This is a genomic window from Bordetella tumbae, assembly GCF_054780995.1.
The window spans coordinates 75244-94260 of record NZ_BAAGVG010000002.1 but is presented as its reverse complement, the minus strand read 5'-3'; the positions used below and the strand labels follow the sequence as shown (position 1 = coordinate 94260).

General features: G+C 57.5%; 16 protein-coding genes. 13 read left to right on the top strand and 3 right to left on the bottom strand.

From position 1 onward, the window contains the following. Positions 1-34: 34 nt before the first annotated feature. The gene (locus tag ACYVI2_RS00390; RefSeq protein ID WP_415819341.1) at positions 35-2410 is read right to left on the bottom strand and encodes a thiamine pyrophosphate-dependent enzyme; all 2376 of its coding nucleotides are present in this window, start codon (positions 2408-2410) and stop codon (positions 35-37) included. 116 nt (positions 2411-2526) lie between these two features. On the opposite strand from ACYVI2_RS00390, the gene ACYVI2_RS00385 reads away from it, so the two are divergent. From ACYVI2_RS00385 to ACYVI2_RS00355, 7 genes are all read left to right on the top strand, one after another. Further along, positions 2527-2727 carry a hypothetical protein gene (locus ACYVI2_RS00385; protein WP_415819342.1) on the top strand — a complete coding sequence of 67 codons (201 nt, stop codon included), beginning with the start codon at positions 2527-2529 and terminating at the stop codon, positions 2725-2727. Then, positions 2724-3203 (top strand): MarR family winged helix-turn-helix transcriptional regulator, encoded by a 480-nt coding sequence (locus tag ACYVI2_RS00380; RefSeq protein ID WP_415819343.1) that lies wholly within the window; start codon positions 2724-2726, stop codon positions 3201-3203. Before ACYVI2_RS00385 ends, ACYVI2_RS00380 begins: the two co-directional genes overlap by 4 nt. A gap of 246 nt (positions 3204-3449) precedes the next feature. Further along, on the top strand, positions 3450-4337 hold the full coding sequence (gene yghX, locus ACYVI2_RS00375; protein ID WP_415819344.1) for a YghX family hydrolase: 888 nt from the start codon (positions 3450-3452) through the stop codon (positions 4335-4337). A 201-nt stretch (positions 4338-4538) separates the two neighbouring features. Next, entirely contained in the window at positions 4539-5474 is a 936-nt protein-coding gene (locus ACYVI2_RS00370) for a sulfurtransferase (RefSeq protein ID WP_415819345.1), read from the top strand. A 91-nt stretch (positions 5475-5565) separates the two neighbouring features. Then, the gene (locus ACYVI2_RS00365; RefSeq protein WP_415819346.1) at positions 5566-6645 is read left to right on the top strand and encodes a YeeE/YedE family protein; all 1080 of its coding nucleotides are present in this window, start codon (positions 5566-5568) and stop codon (positions 6643-6645) included. Positions 6646-6661: 16 nt separating this feature from the next. Further along, positions 6662-6832 carry a hypothetical protein gene (locus tag ACYVI2_RS00360; RefSeq protein WP_415819347.1) on the top strand — a complete coding sequence of 57 codons (171 nt, stop codon included), beginning with the start codon at positions 6662-6664 and terminating at the stop codon, positions 6830-6832. Positions 6833-7734: 902 nt separating this feature from the next. Beyond that, positions 7735-8973, top strand: a complete 1239-nt coding sequence (locus ACYVI2_RS00355) for a Hint domain-containing protein (RefSeq protein WP_415819348.1) — start codon at positions 7735-7737, stop codon at positions 8971-8973. Positions 8974-9081: 108 nt separating this feature from the next. Here the strand turns inward: ACYVI2_RS00355 and ACYVI2_RS00350 are convergent, their stop codons facing one another. After that, positions 9082-9735, bottom strand: a complete 654-nt coding sequence (locus tag ACYVI2_RS00350) for a hydrolase (protein ID WP_415819349.1) — start codon at positions 9733-9735, stop codon at positions 9082-9084. Between the two features lie 145 nt (positions 9736-9880). Here ACYVI2_RS00350 and ACYVI2_RS00345 point away from each other — a divergent pair, with 145 nt between their 5' ends. Beyond that, complete coding sequence (locus ACYVI2_RS00345) at positions 9881-10780, top strand: LysR family transcriptional regulator (RefSeq protein WP_415819350.1); 900 nt, start codon at positions 9881-9883, stop codon at positions 10778-10780. Between the two features lie 168 nt (positions 10781-10948). Here the strand turns inward: ACYVI2_RS00345 and ACYVI2_RS00340 are convergent, their stop codons facing one another. Continuing rightward, positions 10949-11929 (bottom strand): Bug family tripartite tricarboxylate transporter substrate binding protein, encoded by a 981-nt coding sequence (locus ACYVI2_RS00340; protein ID WP_415819351.1) that lies wholly within the window; start codon positions 11927-11929, stop codon positions 10949-10951. A gap of 260 nt (positions 11930-12189) precedes the next feature. Between ACYVI2_RS00340 and ACYVI2_RS00335 the strand changes: the two genes are divergently transcribed. The 5 genes from ACYVI2_RS00335 to ACYVI2_RS00315 all read left to right on the top strand — a co-directional run bounded on the left by ACYVI2_RS00335 (position 12190) and on the right by ACYVI2_RS00315 (position 18967). Beyond that, positions 12190-13158, top strand: coding sequence for a Bug family tripartite tricarboxylate transporter substrate binding protein (locus tag ACYVI2_RS00335; RefSeq protein WP_415819353.1), 969 nt, complete (start codon positions 12190-12192; stop codon positions 13156-13158). Positions 13159-13160: 2 nt separating this feature from the next. Further along, positions 13161-14522, top strand: coding sequence for an MmgE/PrpD family protein (locus ACYVI2_RS00330; RefSeq protein ID WP_415819354.1), 1362 nt, complete (start codon positions 13161-13163; stop codon positions 14520-14522). Positions 14523-14558: 36 nt separating this feature from the next. Continuing rightward, on the top strand, positions 14559-15542 hold the full coding sequence (locus tag ACYVI2_RS00325) for a Bug family tripartite tricarboxylate transporter substrate binding protein (RefSeq protein ID WP_415819356.1): 984 nt from the start codon (positions 14559-14561) through the stop codon (positions 15540-15542). A gap of 56 nt (positions 15543-15598) precedes the next feature. Beyond that, positions 15599-16978 (top strand): NAD(P)-binding domain-containing protein, encoded by a 1380-nt coding sequence (locus ACYVI2_RS00320; RefSeq protein WP_415819357.1) that lies wholly within the window; start codon positions 15599-15601, stop codon positions 16976-16978. A gap of 156 nt (positions 16979-17134) precedes the next feature. After that, on the top strand, positions 17135-18967 hold the full coding sequence (locus ACYVI2_RS00315) for an NAD(P)-dependent oxidoreductase (RefSeq protein WP_415819358.1): 1833 nt from the start codon (positions 17135-17137) through the stop codon (positions 18965-18967). Positions 18968-19017: the final 50 nt, after the last annotated feature.

Genomic DNA, 19017 nt, shown 5'->3' with positions numbered 1-19017 from the left:
TGGGATCAACAGTCCCATTGCCGATACTGCGGTACTACCAGGCGGTCTGTGCCAGACGTCTGGCGCGTCGTTTTTGCAAGAAACCGATCACCGCGCCGCGCACGCGTGCCGCGGTGAGATCCCATTTTGTGGGGTTATGCACGATATCGGCGCGATAAAACGAAGGACACAGTACGGCGGCGTGAGCGACCTCACCGCAATTGCCGCAGCCGACGCAGCTGCTTTCCACATGCGCGACCGGATCCTCTTTCAATGGATCACCGCTGTCTTTCACGCTGAGCGACGGGCAACCCGACAGGCGGATGCACGCGTGATCGCCCGTGCAGACATCGGGATCCACGCCAAAACGTTCCTTCACCACGCGCTTGCCGTCCTTGACGGCCTGGTTGAACTGCGGTTTGATGCGGCGCTGCTTATTCAGCATGCACTCGGACTGCGCGATGATGACCTTCGGACCTTTTTCGTCGGTGGTCAGGGCTTCTTCGATCGTGGCGCGGACCTTGGCGACGTCGTAGGTGCGATCCAGCGTGCGTACCCATTTGACGCCTACGCCGCGCACGGCTGCATCGATAGGGTTGTTAGTGCTGCGATCGGGATTCTGTGCGCGCGAGGACAAGATGTCCTGACCGCCTGTCGCCGATGCATAAAAGTTGTCGACGATGACGATGACGCCGTCGTACTTGTTGAATACTGCATTGCCGATGCCGGACGCGAGCCCGTTATGCCAGAAACCGCCATCGCCCATGATCGAGATCGGCCGTTTTGCCGCTGGAACATTAAAAGCGGCTGCGCTCGATGCTCCCAGGCCATAGCCCATCGTCGTCGCGCCGAGATTGAACGGCGGCAAAATCGAGAATAGATGGCAGCCGATGTCACAGGAAATATGGTGTTGTCCCAGCGTTTCCTGCGCCAGCGTCAGCGCGGAAAAAATCGGCCGTTCCGGACAGCCCGTACAAAAGCCCGCAGGGCGGGGCGGTACGACCTGAGCCAGATCGGCGACGTGTTTGTGGAACGTGATGGGTTGTTCTTTAGGGAGCGCCTTGGTACCCGTACTGTCGGGCGTCTGCGTTGTCGCGCGGGACTGAGTGGCTCCTGTTTCCGGTGTGTGTGGGCTGATTGATGCTTGCTTCACTGCCGCCGGCTGCGGTGAATCCAGCACGGTTTCCTGCACCAGATTCCGCAGCGATTGCTGACGAGCGTCAGCGGGTGCCTGACTCGCCTGTGCGGCCGACAGGGGCCCCGCATCTGCCGCGACTGCCGGATGCGTCTGCAACACCTCGGGTTGATACTTCGCCAGGAACCCGCGTATGCCATCGCGCAGCACCTGTGTCGTGTACTCGCCGGCCATCGGCAGAAAATCCTTGCCGTGCAGCGCCGTGGCGACGCCTGCCTTGCGCAGGATGGCGTGCAGGTTTTGTTCCAGATAATCGGGTTGGCCTTCTTCCAGCATCAACACGGCGCGCTTGCCCGTACAGAAACGCTGCACCTCGTCCTCGATGACCGGGTAGGTGACGTTCATGACGTACAGGGGGATACGGCTATTGCCAAAGTGATCCGCCAGGCCCAACAACTGCAATCCGCGGATGACACCGTTATACAGCCCGCCTTGCAAGATCAATCCGATATCCTGCAGATCGCCGTCGTCCATGAATTCATTGAGTTGGTGTTCCTGGATATAGCGCACCGCGGCGGGCCAACGGTCTTTGATCTTTTCCTGCTCGTGCAAAAACGAGGCGGGCGGCAACACGATGCGATTGGTATCGCGCGACGGACTCTCCAGCGCTTGGGCCAGCGTGTATGTGGGACGCTTGTTGTCCTTGGCAATAAATCGCCCATGGACATGGCAGCCGCGGATGCGCAATTGCAGCATCACAGGGGTATTGCTGGCCTCGGATAGCTCGAACCCGTCTTCGACCGCCTTGACCATGCTCTCCAGATTGGGACGTGGGTCCAGCAACCAGATCTGCGATTTCATCGCAAAGGCATGTGAGCGCTCTTGCATAATGGATGAGCCCTCGCCGTAGTCCTCTCCCACGATGACCAGTGCCCCGCCCGTGACGCCGCCCGAGGCCAGATTGGCCAGCGCATCAGAGGCTACGTTCGTGCCGACGGTGGATTTCCAGGTGACAGCCCCGCGAATCGGATACATGACTGACGCGGCGAGCGTCGCGGCGGCAGTGGCCTCGGAGGCGCTCGCCTCGAAGTGCACGCCCAGCTCCTGCAGGATCTCGTTTGCGTCGGCCAGGACATCCATCAAGTGCGAAATCGGCGAACCCTGATAGCCGCCCACATAGCCCACACCGGCCTGCAACAGGCCCTTGGTCACAGCCAGAATCCCTTCGCCGCGAAATTCCGTGCCGGCGCCGATGCGCAACTGCTGGACTTCTTTCTTGAAAGATCTTTCAGCCATGCCGTTTTCCCTGAATCCGGAGCTATCGAGAGCCCGTGTTTTTTTGCCGCGATTGCGTCATGAATAAATACTTTAGGAGTCAACTATATAACTGTCAACAAAAAACATGATTTTTCATGGAAAAGACAAAATATCACTTAAAAACAAGGGTGTATACGACCAGGAAAGATGATTTATATCCAGGTTTACCCTGTATCGAATTGGTGCATGGCGTGCTAAAACAGGGCATCGCGGTATGGTGCGGCACAGCATTCAACAACCATGTTGGTGCAGGTGCGAACCGTGCCTGGTTTCGAAGTAAAGATGAGGCCGAATGAATCCGCCATCGACGCGTTTTGTAGACGAATACCTGGCTTATTTATTGGCCCAGGCCAGCCATCGCATCTCGGCGGACTTCCATTTGCAGGTCAATGCGGCAGGGCTTTCAGTGACCGAGTGGCGCGTGTTGGCGAGCTTGATGGGCGGCACGGGCGAAACCATCGGGACCTTGGCTCGCCTGGCAATCACCAAACAGCCTACGCTGAGCAAAGTGGTGCAGCGGATGGAAATCGACGGTTGGGTAGAACGCGTCGGCGTGCGCGCGGATCGCCGGCAAACTCAGGTTCGGATTACTGCGGCGGGGCGGCGATTGATCGGCGGTCTGTGCGATCAGGCTATGGCCCACCAACGTGAAATACTGGCGTCGTTTGATCCAGCGCGCGCGGCGTCTTTTGTCGAAATGCTAAAGACTTTGATGCACTGGCACGAGCCCTTAGTGGATCAGAGCGACGGTGCAGTGGACGGTGCTGTTTGAGTTCGCAGAATAGGGGGCTCATGTTATCGCCCTGATTTTGCAATGTCTGCTCCGACGGGCGTAAACTTCATGGTGAATCCCCCGGTTGCTTGTGAATACTTCGCGTATATCACCTTTAGGCACTTTGATGCCCTTGACCCGTGGGGATCCACCTCTTATTGCACAGAAGGGATTAGTCATCAGAATGCCGTACGGTTCGCGTAGGGTGTTCCCGTCAATGCGTCACTACCTCGGAGATTCTCCGCCATGAGCCGCCTCACCGCCCGCGACTTTTCCCCTGAACTGCTTGAGCTTTATGACGGTTATGTGCACGGCCGGATCAGCCGGCGCGATTTTCTCGATCGCGCGGCGAAATACGCGGTGGGCGGCCTGACAGCCGCAACGATCCTGGCGTCCTTGAGTCCCGACTATGCGATGGCCCAGCAGGTGCAGTTCACCGATCCCGATATCGTGGCGGAATACATTGAGTATCCGTCACCGAACGGGCACGGTCAGGTACGCGGCTATCTGGTGCGTCCAAAGGCTGCCCAGGGCAAGGTCCCCGGCATCGTCGTCGTGCACGAAAACCGTGGCTTGAATCCTTACATCGAGGACGTGGCGCGTCGTGTGGCCAAGGCCGGTTTCATCGCGCTGGCCCCGGACGGGCTGAGTTCGGTCGGCGGCTATCCCGGCAACGACGACAAGGGCCGCGAATTGCAGCAGAAAGTCGATCCGCAGAAATTGATGAACGATTTCTTTGCGGCGATCGAATATGTGCGTGCCAGCGATCTGACCACCGACAAGGTCGGCATTACGGGATTCTGCTACGGGGGCGGCGTGTCCAACGCGGCTTCTGTGGCTTATCCCGAGCTTGCCGCGGCCGTCCCGTTCTATGGCCGGCAGGCCAAGCCCGAGGACGTCGGGCGCATCAAGGCCCCGCTGCTCTTTCATTTTGCCGAGACCGATCCCAACGTCAACGGCACGTGGCCAGCCTACGAGGCGGCGCTCAAGGCGGCGGGCACAAAATACGAAGCCTATATTTATCCCGGCACCAACCACGGGTTTCACAACGACTCGACTCCTCGCTACGACGAGGCTGCGGCCAAGCAGGCATGGGATCGCACCATTGCCTGGTTCCAACGCTATCTGGCCTGATCAATAGATCCGGCTCTGCGCGGATTTGAGCGGCGTTGCCATCCTGATGGCGGCCGTTTCGCGGGCGTTAGTCCCTTAATAAGGGGAACGCCGGCCATTCTTACTTTCATATATATAAAGATGATTAAAATGTATTTTTATATATAAATAAATAATGAAAGAATGGCCGCTGGGCTTACTCCTTTCAGGGCACGTATCACCATGAAGCGTTTTCTCCTTCTCTTTTCCGCCGCGGCGCTGATGGCGGGCTCGGCCGTGTACGCCGCGCAGCCCTTGCTGACGCCGGCCGAACTGAACGCGGTGCGTAGCGAACCCGCCGTGCGCATCATCGATATCCGGCCGCCGCAGGACTATGCCGCCAACCATATCCCCGGCGCCTTGTCGGCCCCCTATGGCCAATGGCGTGGCCCGGCGGACAATCCCGGTCTGCTGCCGCCCGTAGAAAAACTCGCCGACCTGGTGCGCAAACTGGGTGTGGATCAGAACATCCATGCTGTCGTCGTATCCTCGGGCTCAGACGCCACCGATTTCGGCAGCTCGGCGCGGGTGTATTGGACACTGAAATATCTGGGCTTGTCCGAGCTGTCGATCTTGAACGGTGGGGTCAAGGCCTGGGCTGACGCCGGCTTGCCTCAGGACCAAGCCGTGCCGACGGTCGCTGCCAGCACCTATACGCCGGTGCTGAATCGATCCTTGATCGCGACGCAAGAGCAGGTCTTGGCCCAGATCGATAACCCCAAGGTGCACTTGGTCGACGCCCGTCCGTCGAACTTTTTCCGCGGTGAGGTCAAAGCACCCACCGCCAAGATCCCGGGCACGATTCACAACGCGCTCAATCTCGAGCACAGCAAATGGTTCAAGCCTGGCACGTCGATCTTTGTCTCGCCGGACGAGGCAAAAACGATTGCGTCGCAGTCTTTGCCCGAACCCGCTGATGAGACCATTTCTTTCTGCAATACCGGTCACTGGGCAGCGACAGATTGGTTCGCTCTGTCAGAGGTGGTTGGCCAAAAGAACGTGATGCTCTATCCGGCATCGCTGGCCGATTGGACACAATCCTCTGAGGCCTTGCCGATGGACAACGTGCCTAGCAGAGGTCAACAGATCTGGAAGAGCCTGAAGGATTTGGCGGGCTGATCGCGAGTCGAATAATCAAACTCAAAATTTTGCAGCCGCTTGGTTGCATCCTTTTCCCCGGCGTGAGCGCCGGGGTTTTTCAAGGCATGTGATGACCCGTTTCCCGTTGGCGGCAGTATTCGCCGCGTTTTTCTTGGCGTTGGCCTGGTTCGTATCGTTACGTCAGGCGGCCTTATTCCTCGTTGGCATCGGCATGGGGGGTGTGCTGGCCGGCGCGCGATTCGGATTCACGACCGGGTGGCGACGCCTGATCGAACAGCGCGATCCCAGCGGCGTGATGGCGCAATTGATACTGCTCGCAATCGCGGCGGCAGTGTGCATGCCGCTGCTGGCCGAATATCCGACGGATCTGGGGGCAGCGCTAGGCCCACCTAGTGTCAGTTTGTTGATTGGCGCGTTCGTATTCGGCGCCACGATGCAGATTGCCGACGGCTGCGGCTCCGGCACGCTGTACAAGGCTGGTATGGGCGTGCCGTTGAATATGGCGATATTGCCGGTGTTTGCGATCGGCAGTTTTCTGGGCTCGGCTCAGTTGGAGCAATGGCTGCAGCTGGGCGCGACAGCCCCCGTCAGCCTGGTAAAAACGTTTGGCGCAGGCGAGGCGTTTGGGCTGACATTGATCGGCTTGGTCGTGTTTGGTTTGGCTGCACGCGCCTGGGTCGGCGGGGGCGCCAGCTGGTTCAACCGGCGCCTGCTGATCGGGGCCGTGTTGTTGGCCGCATTGGCGATGCTGAACCTGCTGATTGCCGGTCAACCGTGGGGTGTGGTGTATGGCTTTGGCCTGTGGGCCGCAAAGCTCGCCACTGCTGCTGGGCTATTCGACCCAACGGCGAATGCCTTCTGGAGTCAGTCCGTCAATCTCAATAACCTGTCGCAATCGGTATTCCTGGACGTTACCTCGATCACCAACATCGGTATTTTGGCGGGAGCCTTGTTCGTCGCTGCGGGGCAAACTGCCGCGCAGCGAGCGCCCTTGACCGGCAAGCAATGGCTGGTCGGCATCATCGCGGGTTTTTTGCTTGGCTACAGTTCGCGTCTGGCCTTTGGCTGCAACATCGGCGCCATGGTCAGCGGCATTTCCACCGGCAGTTTGCACGGCTGGATCTGGGTGCCGTTAGCGTTTTGCGGTTCATTGATTGGCGTACGGGTTCGTCGCCACTTTGCGTTTTAAGCTGGGCGTGCAGATCATGAAGAAAAATCTATCCTCACTCACGCTGGTTTTTTGGCTGGGTTTGATTGCCTTTTTTGCCTGGGACTGGGCTGTGTCCAAACCCGTCAACGTTCGATTGGAGCCGCCGCTCATCGCAGCGGGCTCCGGCCATGCCCCCACAGGAGGGCATTGCGCATCAACGTTCTGAGGCGTTTAAACCTGCTCGCTACGGTCGCGGCCTAGCCCGCGACGCCATCCTGTCTGATCTGCCTGCGGCGGCGTTGACGCTACCGCAGGCAGATGTCTTTGTAGCAATCGCATGGGCCTCAGATGCGCCTATTTCCGCGGCAACTCCGCGGGCGTTGCGCTGCCTTGGTCAACCTGAGATTCCGACGGAATCACTACCGGCGTTGGAGGCTTGCTGGCGCAGGCGGCCAAGAGAGTGAGAGACAGCAAAGCAGCGAAACGCATAGAAAGGCTCCGTGATGGGGTGGATGAAATCAGCTTGCCGAGGTTTGCAACATGTTCACCATTGTGCGGTGCCCTCTGCAATTCTTTCATGTCATGTCACATTATGGCCGATGTTTTTACATCCTTGTAGATCACCCTCAGATCTGAGCAGCCTAGAAATCCATTGATTCAAGCCAACTTGGAAGCGAATGCATCCATGACAGATGGCCTGTCGTTTGTCGTCGAAAAACAAGCCGTCTCTCCAAATTGCTACCTATTTCGACGTATTTTTTCTAGTCATATTTTTTGTCGTTACATGCAATCAATGTGCTAAATGTGTCAATCCATAGTGTTGCAGCATTGTTTCACTTAAGTTGCAATGGAAATATCTATGCGCGTTTGATATGCAATTAGCTATAACAATATACGGGTTAATGACATGTGTTTGTACATTTCACTGTGATAATTTAGCTCTTTGAAAGAATATAGAGTCGTATTGTGTTGTTTTTAACAATTGGAAATAAAAAATGGTTTCAAAAATATTTGAAATCATCTGAGAATGCTGCTGTTGAATAGGCAATACCAGTATTATTTTTTGCAGTTCGTGAAGATATCCTTCACGGATGCTTTCTTTTGGCAACTTTTGCGTCGGAGAATGTCATGGCGATCATTGGTGTAAATATTGGTTCGAGCGATCAGACAATTGATGAAAGTAATTACGACGCTGGCGATACGCTGTCGATCACTGCGCTTGGCACTAACACGCTGACAATTGATGGCGTCTCCACATCCGCGAATTTTGCCGCTGGCGTTTCGATAGTTGGCAACCCCACGTACAATTTGGTCAATGGCGGCGACCTGACGATCAATTTTGGTGTGGCCAATCTGAGCGCTCTGAGCGGCACTACGTATAACGTTGGTGACGGCTCCGCGTTGACCATCAATGGTCCTACGGTCGACGTTGGTTTGATCAACAATCAAACGATCAATTTCACCGGTGACGGCGGCGGCGTGTTCTCCTATGACCCCAGTGGTCTGATCGGGACTGGCCAAACGTTCAACGTTGAGAGCCTCGGTGTAGGCGATACGCTGTCGGTGGGGGATCGTACCAACGGCACGTTTACCTACAACGCAGAAACCCAGACCGGTACGCTTAACTATCCCGGTGGCATCCTCGGCGTCGGTGGCGGCCCGGTGACGTTCAATGTTCAGAACCTGAGCCAAGAAGACTACGACGCCATCATCGCTGACCACGGCGGCACCACTGGCTTCGGCGAATTCGTTTCGCCCGTGTGCTTCCTGCGTGGCACCATGATTCAAACGACCAAGGGCGAAGTCGCCATCGAAGACCTGGTCGCAGGCGATGTCGTCATCGGCCAATCCGGCGAGCGCACCGTCAAGTGGGTCGGCTTCCGCAAGACCTACACCAAGCGCATCCCCGCCGATCGCCGTGCCGAGCACATGCCCATCCGCATCGTCCGTGATGCCATCGCTGAGAACGTGCCCAGCAAGGACATCGTGGTTTCGCCGGGACACCACATCCTGGTCGAAGGCAAACTGGTTCGCGCTCAAGACATGGTCAACGGCAAGACGATCTATCAAGAAACGCACCACGTCAGCTACGAGTACTTCCACGTAGAACTCGATCAGTTCGACGTGATCAGCGCCCATGGCCTGATGTCCGAATCGTGGGCCGACGGTGGCAACCGCGACTACTTCCAGAACGCCGACGTCGCTGCTCTGCGTCCGGAAGACCGCAAGCGTCGCCGTGCTGACCGTCCGGGCTTCGTTGCTCTGCGCAAGGGTGCCGAACTCGAGCGTCTGCAAGCCGTCTACGCTGCCCGCGCTGAAAAGCTGCAGCAAGAACAAGACCAAGAGTTGATGGTCGCTTACGGCTAATCTTCACCCGTGCCAGGCGGGTCCTGGCACCGTTGTTGATAGAAACTGACTTCCCACGCCGTACCGGTATCCGGTACATGCGTGGGAAGTTTTTTTATTGCTGCGAGATCAGCGCGCAGTGCTCGGCACAGGCGTATTGAGTAGCTGTTGCTCCCATAAAAACGCTATGCCGCTGCCGCCTGCATGGTGCTTGATGACTTCCGTCAACTCGCCGATGTGTTCGGTGCGCGCCCAGTCGCGCTGCCATTCCGATGCCACTGCCAGCCACGTCATCATGTTGGCGCCGGCGGCGATCATGCGTTGGATGGCGATCTCGTGTGCCTCGACCGACACGCCGCCGGATGCATCGGTGACCACGGTGACATCCCAGCCTTCGCCAAGGGCCTGAATGGTGGGCATCGCGACGCATACCTCCGTCCACAGACCAGCGATGATCAGTTGCTTGCGGCCCGTTGCCTTGACCGCATCTACGACCTTCTTATCCTCCCAGGTGTTGATGAGCGTCCGGTCGATGACCTCCTGGCCGGGAAACACATCGGTGATCTGAGGAAAGAGGAGGCCGCCTTGCCTGGCGATCACGGTCGTCAGGATCGTGGGCACGTCGAAGGCCTTGGCGACTTTTGCCAGTGCGGCTGAATTGTTGACCACCATCTGTGGCTCGTGACTGTTCACGTTCGCAAGCTGGTAAGGTTGGTGGTCGATCAGGACGAGTACTGAATCCTCGGGGCGAAGAAGCGAAGCCAAGCCGTTACGGAAGGTCATTGATACATCCTCTGCAGTAAGTGAAATGGGTTTGCCGGCAGGCACGCTCGAACTGCCGTGCTGCCTGAATGGATTCTGGCATCTCCATTTATGATGCGGTACCGGCCTTTTTTGCTACGCTGTGTCGCTAAACAAGGAACGCTGAATGGATATCGAAGACCTGCAGACCTTTGTCGCCGTTGCAGATGCGGGCGGCGTATCGCCCGCTGCACGCCGGCTCGGTATCTCTAAATCGATCGTCAGCCGGCGGCTTTTGCGGCTGGAAACAGAGTTGGGTACCCAGTTGCTCGCGCGAACCACGCGCGGCGCCGCGTTGACGGAGGCCGGGGCCGCGTTTCGAGATCATGCCGCCAGGGCCTGCGCCGAGATCGACGTGGCGAGGGAAACGATCCTGCCTACTGGCGACCTTCGTGGCCGCTTGAGAGTGGCGGTGCCGCTGTCTCTAGGCCCCAATCATTTTGCGCCCGTGCTCGCCGACATGGGACGGCGCCACCCGCAATTGCATATTGATGCTTCTTACAGTGATCGCTTTGTTGACCTCATTACTGAAGGCTTTGATTGTGCGATACGGGTCGGCTATCTACCGGATTCCAACCTGATCGCCAGACGCGTCGCGCCGCTGTACGGCAAGCTCGTTGCAAGCCCCGACTATATCGACGCGCATGGTGCGCCCGAGACGCCGGATGATCTGATCGTTCATCAGGCACTCATGCAAGGCACCGAGGCCTGGCAATTCATGGACGGTGACAAGACCGTCAGCGTTCGTCCGCAGGGCCGCTTCAAAGCCGACAACGGCATCGCGCTGGCTGCAGCTGCGGCGGCGGGGCTCGGCATCGCTTGGCTGCCTGACTGCGTCACCTATGAATATGTGGCGTCTGGGGCACTAGTGCCTGTCATGACAGGCTATCCGCCGCCACCGGCAGGTATCTATGTCATTCGCCCGCCTGGGCAGCATCCTGCACGGAAAATACGAGTCTTGATTGAATTGCTGATCGAATATTTCGAGCACGCTCCGTATCTTCAGGGGAGTGCTCGCCAGATTTGACCGTGCTTGTTCGTATCTCGATTGCGATGGCAAAATGGTGATGAGGATTCCATCAATTTCCTGGTGGGTCTGGATGATCCTATCTACGATCTCGAAAGCAGAGTGCAACCCACAAAAAAACTGAGCCCGGGGCAATGCTGGGCTCAGGTAGAGCGTGCTCTTATTCAATCAATCCAGCTTGATCTTGGTGCTGAAGCTGCGCCACTTTGCCAGGTCCTGGGCGATATAGGCCTTGAATGACTCCGGTGTGCTGGTGGCGGGTTTGAAATAGTTGTCGGCCATGGCCTTCTGTGTCTCCGGCATTTGTGAAACTGCGTTGACCGCAGCATTCAACTTGGCCACGATCTCTGAGGGTACGCCAGCCGGGCCGACCAAACCGTAATAGGTATACGGATCGATCGCCTGCAGTTCCTTAAAGCCAAGCTCATTGACCGATGGCACATCAGGCAGCGCCTCGATACGGTTCGCGCTCGTAATGGCCAGTGGGCGTACCTTTCCGGCGCGTATTGCGCTGATCGCGCCTTGCAATGGCGAGATGCCCAGGTGCACCAAATTGCCTGACATGGCCGTCATGATTTCGGCATCGGCCTTATAAGGAATATGCGTGGCTTGCACGCCGGTCAGACTGAGAAAATATTCACCTTGCAGGTGGCTGGCCGATCCCATGCCCGACGAACCGTAGTTCAGTTCACCCGGATGGGCCTTGGCATAGGCGATCAGCTGGGAAAAATTCTTGACCGGCAATGCGGGGCTGATGGCAATCAGACCTGGGGTGGTGGCGACCAAGCCGATATGCGTAAAGTTCTTTAGCGGGTCGTACGTGAGATTCGTGCGGACGCCAGGATTCTGGGATAGCGAGCTGCCTGTGCCCAAATAGACTGTGTAGCCGTCCGGTGCGGAATTCAGAACGGCATTGATGCCTATCATCTGCGCTGCGCCCGGCCGGTTTTCCACTATTACATTGGTTTTTAACACGTCGCCCATTTTTGCGGCGTAGTAGCGCGCGACGGTGTCGGTCGAGCCGCCTGCACTGAACGCGACAATCATCCGTATAGGTCTGTTGGGGTAGGTGTCTGGCTGAGCGGCGTGGGCACTACCCGCTGCGATACAGACTGCGGCAGCAATCAGGCAGAGTCTGGTCGGGGTCATGGGGGCATCTCCTTCTTGTCGGTGTTTTCAATCTGATCAGCCGCATCATACAGTTTCATTAATCAGTTTTAGTTTCGATAATTGGAACTTGCTGAAAAATAGTTTATTTTTGCCTTTTGTTTGTTGGTTTCATTTAATGGAACTGGTTCCTAAAATTTGACAGGGGCGTTTGAACCGATTAGAGTCGCCGTGTGCTGACGAGCTGGATCCCCGTAATGGTGATGAATCTGGCCGTGTGGCTTACCCCCGAGGAGACAAAAGTGTTCGGAAAAATCAGTAGTACGTGCCTGCTGTTCTGTACGCTGGCCTGGGGCAGTCCGGCTGTGGCTGCCGAAGCATCAGAAGGCCCTACAAAAATCGTCGTTGCGTCTGCCCCGGGCGGTAACCTGGATGTATTGGCGCGTATTCTTGCCGAACAGATGAGTACGGCAACGTCGAGAAGTTTCTTTGTCGAGAACAAGGCCGGCGCGGGAGGCAATATTGCCACCGCGCAAGTCGCACTAGCCAAACCTGACGGGCGGACCTTGTTGGTCGTGTCTACCAGCCATACCAGCAACATTCATCTGTATCGCAAAGTGGGCTATGACCCCATCAAGAGCTTTACACCGATCTCCAGCTTGGCTGAGTCTGCGTTCGCTGTGGCGGTTCCTGTCACGTCGAGTTATCAGAGCCTGAGCGACTTGGTAGCGGCCGCGAAAGCCAACCCGGGTCAATTGAATTATGGCTCCTCAGGCATCGGCCAAGGGAATCACTTGGGCATGGAGTTACTGAAGTCGCGGCTGGGAATGGATCTGGTGCATGTGCCTTTCACGTCCGCGGGCGCTGTAACTACTGCGTTGATGGGCGCTCAGGTCGATGTTGCGATGCTGACGTTGCCGGGAGCATTTGCCGGTCTGGAGGCAGGCAAGTTGCGCATTCTGGGCGTCACTGGAAACCGGCGTGTGGAAAAAATTGATAGTGTGCCGACGATCCAAGAGACGACGGGCGTTGATTTTGACCTGACTGCATGGCAAGGGTTGGTAGCGCCAGCTGGTTTGCCGCCGGATCAGGCTGTTGCATTGAGCAAGCAGATCGCTGCCGTCTTGGCCATGCCTCAGGTTGTCGAGCAACTCGATCGCGTAGCCCTGACGCCGAAGACTTCCACTCCAGACGAGTTCGGACGATTTTTGGTCCGGGAGACCGCCCGCTGGGGCGACGTCATTCAACAAGCGAACATACGTGTGGAGTAAATATGGTGAGCAATACTCTTGCCCAGCGATTCGGCAAGTTCATTACTGAGTCCGAACTAGGAGATTTTCCATCAGAAGCCGTTGTGCACGGCCAGATGCTGGTGGCCAGTACGCTGGCCAGCGCTGCGCTGGGATCGACCCTGGAATCCGGCCACATCGTTCGGCGTCTGGAAACTGAACGCGGAGGAAACGCCGAGGCTACGGCGTGGTTTGGCCAATGGGACGCGTTGCCTGCTGTAGCTGCGGCGCGTGTGAACGCATTGATGAGTGACGCCGCAGCATCAGATGATAGTGACTTGCGCAATATCGTGCACAGTGGCACACAAGCTTGCGCGGCCGCGGTCGCGGTGGGGCAGCAGTGCGGTGCCAGTGGTAAAGACGTCGTTGCAGCCATCGTGCTGGGCTACGAGGTCGCCGGCACGATCAATACGGCCATGACAGGCGGGCTGCAGCGCAAGGGTTTTCACGGTTGCGTGGTGGCGACCTTTGCCGCGGCAGCAGCTGCGGCGCGGCTGTTGAAGCTTGATGCGAAATCGTCCGCTCATGCGCTGGCGTTGGCCGCTACGTCTATGGGAGGGCTGCATGCGGCTGCTGCGACTAGCCTGTCTCGTGAATACCAGGCCGGTAATGCGGCCATGATGGGGGTATATGCGGCACAGGCTGCCAGTTTGGGCTATCAAGCTGAGCTGGCCACGTTTGAAATGAAACGAGGGTTTTTCGAGACATTGGGCAATGGCGCAGACGCCGAAGAGGTGATCGGCCAATTGGGCAGGAAATGGAACATTCTGACCGAGCTTGGTGTGAAGCTCGTTCCGGGAGGATCACCGTTTCATGCTGTGGCGGAGGCTGCCGCAAATGCTGCGCGCCAGGCAGATCTCGATGTGTCGGATATCAGCCAGATTTACTTCACCATGCCGGATTATCCATTTCCCGGGCCGAAGCATCCTACGGATTTGATCGGCATCGCGCACAGCCCGTTTTATTTCGCCGCGGCGGGTGCCGCCGATCATGACTACAGCTGGCAACATGCTTTCCCGGAAAAGATCCAGGATCACCGTATCCGATCGTTGTTCGATCGCGTGACGCGCGTGGATGCGGACGTTCCCGACAAAGGCTTCTACAAAAGCGGGGCCATCGTCAAGATCGAAACCAAGGACGGCAGGGTGATCGAGGAAACCGTTCGATTTCCCAAGGGTGCTGCGGTGCGGGGAATCAGTTGGGACGAGATCAGCCACAAATACCAAACCCTGATGCCGTATGGCGGCGTCAGCCCCGGGGCCATAGCCCGCAGTTTCGACTTGCTACGTACCCTCCCTTCGGTGCCGGCAATCCAGGACTTGATCGTCAGCCTGCGCAACGGCTGAGAACGTATTCACCGATAAAGAAAAACAGGAAGAGACATGAAGAAAACGGCATTTACGCGCTTGGGACGGGCGCTATTGGCCTCGTTGATGTTGACATGCTCGGTCGGCGCATTCGGCGCCGATGCATATCCATCGCGGCCCATACGTGTGGTGGTGCCCGTCGCTGCGGGCGGATGGGGCGATGTGACCACGCGCATCATCGCCCAGCGCATGGCCGAAGAGCTGGGCCAACCGGTCGTCGTCGAAAACCGGACGGGGGCAGGGGGGCTGGTAGGTATTCGCTATACCAAGGGCGAGCATCCCGATGGATATACCGTTCTGGCGACCGGCGGCACGATTGCCATTCAGCAGGCTCTGAACGCTCAGCCCGGCTATGAGGCTAACAAAGATTTCGTCGCCGTTGCCTCGATGGTGCGTTCGCCTGCCATTGTCGTCGCGGGGGCGGACTCGGCGTACAAGACTCTGCCTGAGTTGATTGAGGCCGCGCGCGCCAAGCCCAATCAGATCAGTTACGGGTCCGCAGGGGTAGGCACGACGACGCACATCGCCGCTGAAATGCTGTTGCGCAGGGCGGACGTTCAAATGTTGCACGTGCCGTATAAGGGCAACGGTGCAGCCATGCCGGACGTCATCGCGGGACGCCTGAGTTTCATGATCGACGCTTATGGCAGCAGTGCTTCCAATCTGGAAGGCGGACGCCTGCGTGCATTGGGAGTCACAGCCGACAAGCCCTTGAACGTGTTGCCGAAAGTGCCGACCGTAGCTTCCGCAGGGCTGCCGGGTTTTGAGTATTACTACTGGCTGGGACTGTTTGCTCCGGCGGGCACCCCAGAAGACATCGTAAAGGTATTGTCTGAGGCGTTAAGACGGTCACTAGACGATCCCAAAATCAAGGCCAGATTGCAGTCCGATGGCACGGAGCCGTATTTTCTGGCTCCCGCGGAATTCAAAGTATTCCTGAGCAAGGAGGTCTCTGATACCGCCTCCTTGATCAAGGATCTGGCACTGCCGAAGCAATGACGCGTTGGTCACCGTTCACCACTCAAACTACAGCAAAGCACAGCAGGGATCTGAGCATGGCCGATGAGCGCGTCAATGTGAATGCAGAGGAACAGGAGCAGGCACTCAATGCCGTCAACGATGTCATCGCCGCGGCGGTTCTATTGCTGAACCTTGAGGTCATGGCGATGGGGTGCAAATCCGGACTGTCATTAACAGGCATGCTGCAGACTATTAACCAAAGTTCGGGCCGCAGCCGTATTTCCGAGCTCGAACTGCCAATGTTGCTTGCCGGCAGAGATATTGACAACGGGGTGCTGGCGTCAGTCTTGAACAAGGTGGACCGCGCGATTGCCTTGGGCGCGGAGGCCGGTGCCGCGATGCCCATTGCGGCCGGGACGCGTGCGTTGCTGCAGATCGGGGTCAATATGCGAGGGGCCGAGGCATATGCAGACAGTATGGTTGATGTGATCGGCAGCTTAGCAGGAGTTTCGTTGTATACCGCTGCAGAACGTAGCGGGCAGGCCGGGCCGCCAGTGAACGATGTTCCGGTTACAGCTTCCTCTCGCAAGCCAGTCATCGGCTATGTGGGGCTGGGTGCGATGGGCAGCGCTCTGGCGCAGCAGGCATTGCAGGCGGCGAGCAAGCTATATGTCTACGATATAAGCCCGTCGCGCGTGCAGACGTTGGTACAGCAAGGCGCCCATGGGGCGACCGACCTGGCGTCGTTGGCTAAAGCCTGCGACATCATCATGCTGTGCGTGCCAGGTGCAGCCGAAGTTCGCCAAACGCTGTTTGGAGCGAGCGGCATGATTGACGGATTGGCGCCTGGCAAGATCATCGTGGATCAAACGACCGGCTCGCCGGCACGCACGCGCGCATTGGCAAACGAGCTGGCGTGTTCAGGTGTCACATTGATCGATGCTCCCGTCGCGGGAGGACCAGACGGTGCACGAAAAGGCTCGTTATTGAGTTTGTGCGGAGGGGGCGGGCCTGCCTATGTCGTGGTCGAGAAAGTGTTAAGGGCAATGGGCAGTCAAGTCACGCATTTTGGTGAGACGGGTAATGGCCATGCCGCAAAACTCGTCAAGAACGCGCTGGGGGCATGCAACCGTCTCATCACCTACGAAGCATTGTCCATGGCTATGAGGCTGGACTTGCCGCTGGATGTGTTGGCCCAGACCGTCAGTACGAGTCCGGGCTGGACGGTTGCATTTCAGCGCATTGTCCCGGCTATGAAGACTGGTGCGCCGACAGCCGATATCAGACTGGAGCTATTGGCGAAAGACCTGCGTCTTATCTGTGATCAGGCTGTGAGCTGCGGAGCGCCAATGCTGATTGCCAATCTAGTGCGCACGTCTGTCGAGAACGCAATCTGCGAATTGGGTAAAGACGCCAACATTGACGAACTGGAACGGGTGTTTGGGCTGGACGCGCTCCGGCAAAAGAAGGCATGAAGAATCATTCATGAAGTTTCATACATTGAAACTTGTGCTGATAATAGAAATTTCGTGTTAAGATTTCTCATCGCTGAAAAATCTCGCTTTGTCCTTTGATGCTGAGTTCAAGCTCGCCGGCCAAGGCTACATAAACTCAACAGGAGACGTGCAAAAGTGAAGATCGGGTACATAGGATTGGGCGCGTTGGGCGGTCAATTGGCGCGTACATTTCTGGGCAAACATGAACTGCACGTTTGGGATGCCAATACGACGGTGTGCTCGGCATTTGCAGAGGCTGGCGCACAGGTCGCAACCTCGGCCATTCAGTTGGCGCGGGACTGTGAGGTGATTCTGTTGTGCCTCCCGCGTAGTGCCGATGTGCATCAGGTGGTATTTGGTCCGGGCGGGCTGTCCGAGGGGTTGTCGGCCGGGCAGTTGGTCATCGACCAGACCAGCGGCGTTCCAGCCGAAACGCATGCGATGGCGTTGGAGCTGCAGCAACGTGGTGTGGTCATGATCGATGCTGCGGTGTCGGCCAGTCCGCACATTGTTGCCGAAGGCGGCGCGACATTGATGGTAGGGGCGTCTGACGAGGCATATGAACGTGCGCTGCCGGTGCTTCGTGCCGTTACCAAAACGATCTACCGCTGTGGCATCCGCGTGGGTGACGGCCAGGCGATGAAGATGGTCAACAATGCCATGAATGCCGGCGTGCGGCTCGGGACCTTGGAGGTCGTGGCAATGGGCCGTGGCGCTGGTTTGTCATTGACCAGCATGACCGACCTATTGAACAAGGGGGCGGCGCGCAATCAAACCACCGTAAAAATGCTGCCTGCCATCGCCGCAGGAAAAGCGTCGACCAATTTTTCATTGGCGCTGCAAATCAAAGACGTAAATCAAGCGGTGGTGTTGGGTATGCAGACAGGCGTGCCCATGCCGCTGATGAATATCGTTCGAGGGTTGCTGCAAATAGGCCTGAATACCGTAGGGAAAAACGCGCAGCTCGAAGACATGGTCACCGTTATCGAGTCCATGGCGGGTACCCGGTTCAGGGACGATAACCTGCAGGCCCAGGCGGAACATGCAGGCGATGTCCATGACGTGGCATCGATGAAGATAGGCTTTGTAGGGTTGGGCGCCATGGGCGGATCGCTCGCGCGGCGGCTGATGCAGTCACAACATATTCACGTCTACGACACACGTGAAGAGGTTCGCAGACAGTTCGAGCGCGAAGGTGCAGTGGCGGCGGACGATCTGGCGTCGCTGGCCACGCATTGCGATGTGATTTTCCTGTGCTTGCCTAATTCAGCAGCCGTCCATGATGCCTTGTTTTCGGCAGAAGGCTTGTCGAGGAAGCTGGCACCACAATCGTTGGTCATCGACATGACCAGTGGCGATCCGGTGCAATCCCGGCGCTTCGCTGACCGGTTGCAGAAAATGGGTATGGGTTGGGTTGACGCCCCGGTGTCGGGGATGCCGGATTGGGCGCTGGCGGGCACGATTGCCATCATGACCGGTGGCACATCACAGGATTGCGCGCGCGCTCGCCCGGCGCTGGAGGCCATCAGCACAAACATTGTGACGTGCGGCCAGGTAGGCAATGGGCATTTGATCAAGCTGGTAAACAACGCCGTGTCTTCATTGTGCCGGCTTGTCACGTACGAGTGTGCCGCAGCGGGATTCAAGTATGGCCTGTCGTTGTCCACGATGGCTGAGGTATTGGCACATACCTCTGGCTGGAGCGGCGTGTCTCAACGGGCGTTGCCCGTTCTGGGTACGGAGGCGAAATCGGCAAATTTCCAGATCCAGTTGATGGTCAAGGATCTGCGTTTGGCTGCCAACGTTGGCATGGCGTGCGGCGCGCCCATGATGATTTCCAATGCCGTGCGCACTCTTTTCGAGACCGGGCACAACGGGATTGGCGGCACTGCAAACATCGACGATATGGCTCACTTGTACGAAGCCATGGCAGGGATCAAGTTTCAGCAGGATACGACACTGGACTAGCACGTGGTGCCGCATTGCTATTTGAATCACAAGATCAGTATGGAGACAGC

Coding starts and splice junctions, on each gene's coding strand:
- ACYVI2_RS00390 (WP_415819341.1), bottom strand. CDS start 2,410: ATGGCTGAAAGATCTTTCAAGAAAGAAGTCCAGCAGTTGCGCATCGGC.
- ACYVI2_RS00385 (WP_415819342.1), top strand. CDS start 2,527: ATGGAAAAGACAAAATATCACTTAAAAACAAGGGTGTATACGACCAGG.
- ACYVI2_RS00380 (WP_415819343.1), top strand. CDS start 2,724: ATGAATCCGCCATCGACGCGTTTTGTAGACGAATACCTGGCTTATTTA.
- yghX (WP_415819344.1), top strand. CDS start 3,450: ATGAGCCGCCTCACCGCCCGCGACTTTTCCCCTGAACTGCTTGAGCTT.
- ACYVI2_RS00370 (WP_415819345.1), top strand. CDS start 4,539: ATGAAGCGTTTTCTCCTTCTCTTTTCCGCCGCGGCGCTGATGGCGGGC.
- ACYVI2_RS00365 (WP_415819346.1), top strand. CDS start 5,566: ATGACCCGTTTCCCGTTGGCGGCAGTATTCGCCGCGTTTTTCTTGGCG.
- ACYVI2_RS00360 (WP_415819347.1), top strand. CDS start 6,662: ATGAAGAAAAATCTATCCTCACTCACGCTGGTTTTTTGGCTGGGTTTG.
- ACYVI2_RS00355 (WP_415819348.1), top strand. CDS start 7,735: ATGGCGATCATTGGTGTAAATATTGGTTCGAGCGATCAGACAATTGAT.
- ACYVI2_RS00350 (WP_415819349.1), bottom strand. CDS start 9,735: ATGACCTTCCGTAACGGCTTGGCTTCGCTTCTTCGCCCCGAGGATTCA.
- ACYVI2_RS00345 (WP_415819350.1), top strand. CDS start 9,881: ATGGATATCGAAGACCTGCAGACCTTTGTCGCCGTTGCAGATGCGGGC.
- ACYVI2_RS00340 (WP_415819351.1), bottom strand. CDS start 11,929: ATGACCCCGACCAGACTCTGCCTGATTGCTGCCGCAGTCTGTATCGCA.
- ACYVI2_RS00330 (WP_415819354.1), top strand. CDS start 13,161: ATGGTGAGCAATACTCTTGCCCAGCGATTCGGCAAGTTCATTACTGAG.
- ACYVI2_RS00325 (WP_415819356.1), top strand. CDS start 14,559: ATGAAGAAAACGGCATTTACGCGCTTGGGACGGGCGCTATTGGCCTCG.
- ACYVI2_RS00320 (WP_415819357.1), top strand. CDS start 15,599: ATGGCCGATGAGCGCGTCAATGTGAATGCAGAGGAACAGGAGCAGGCA.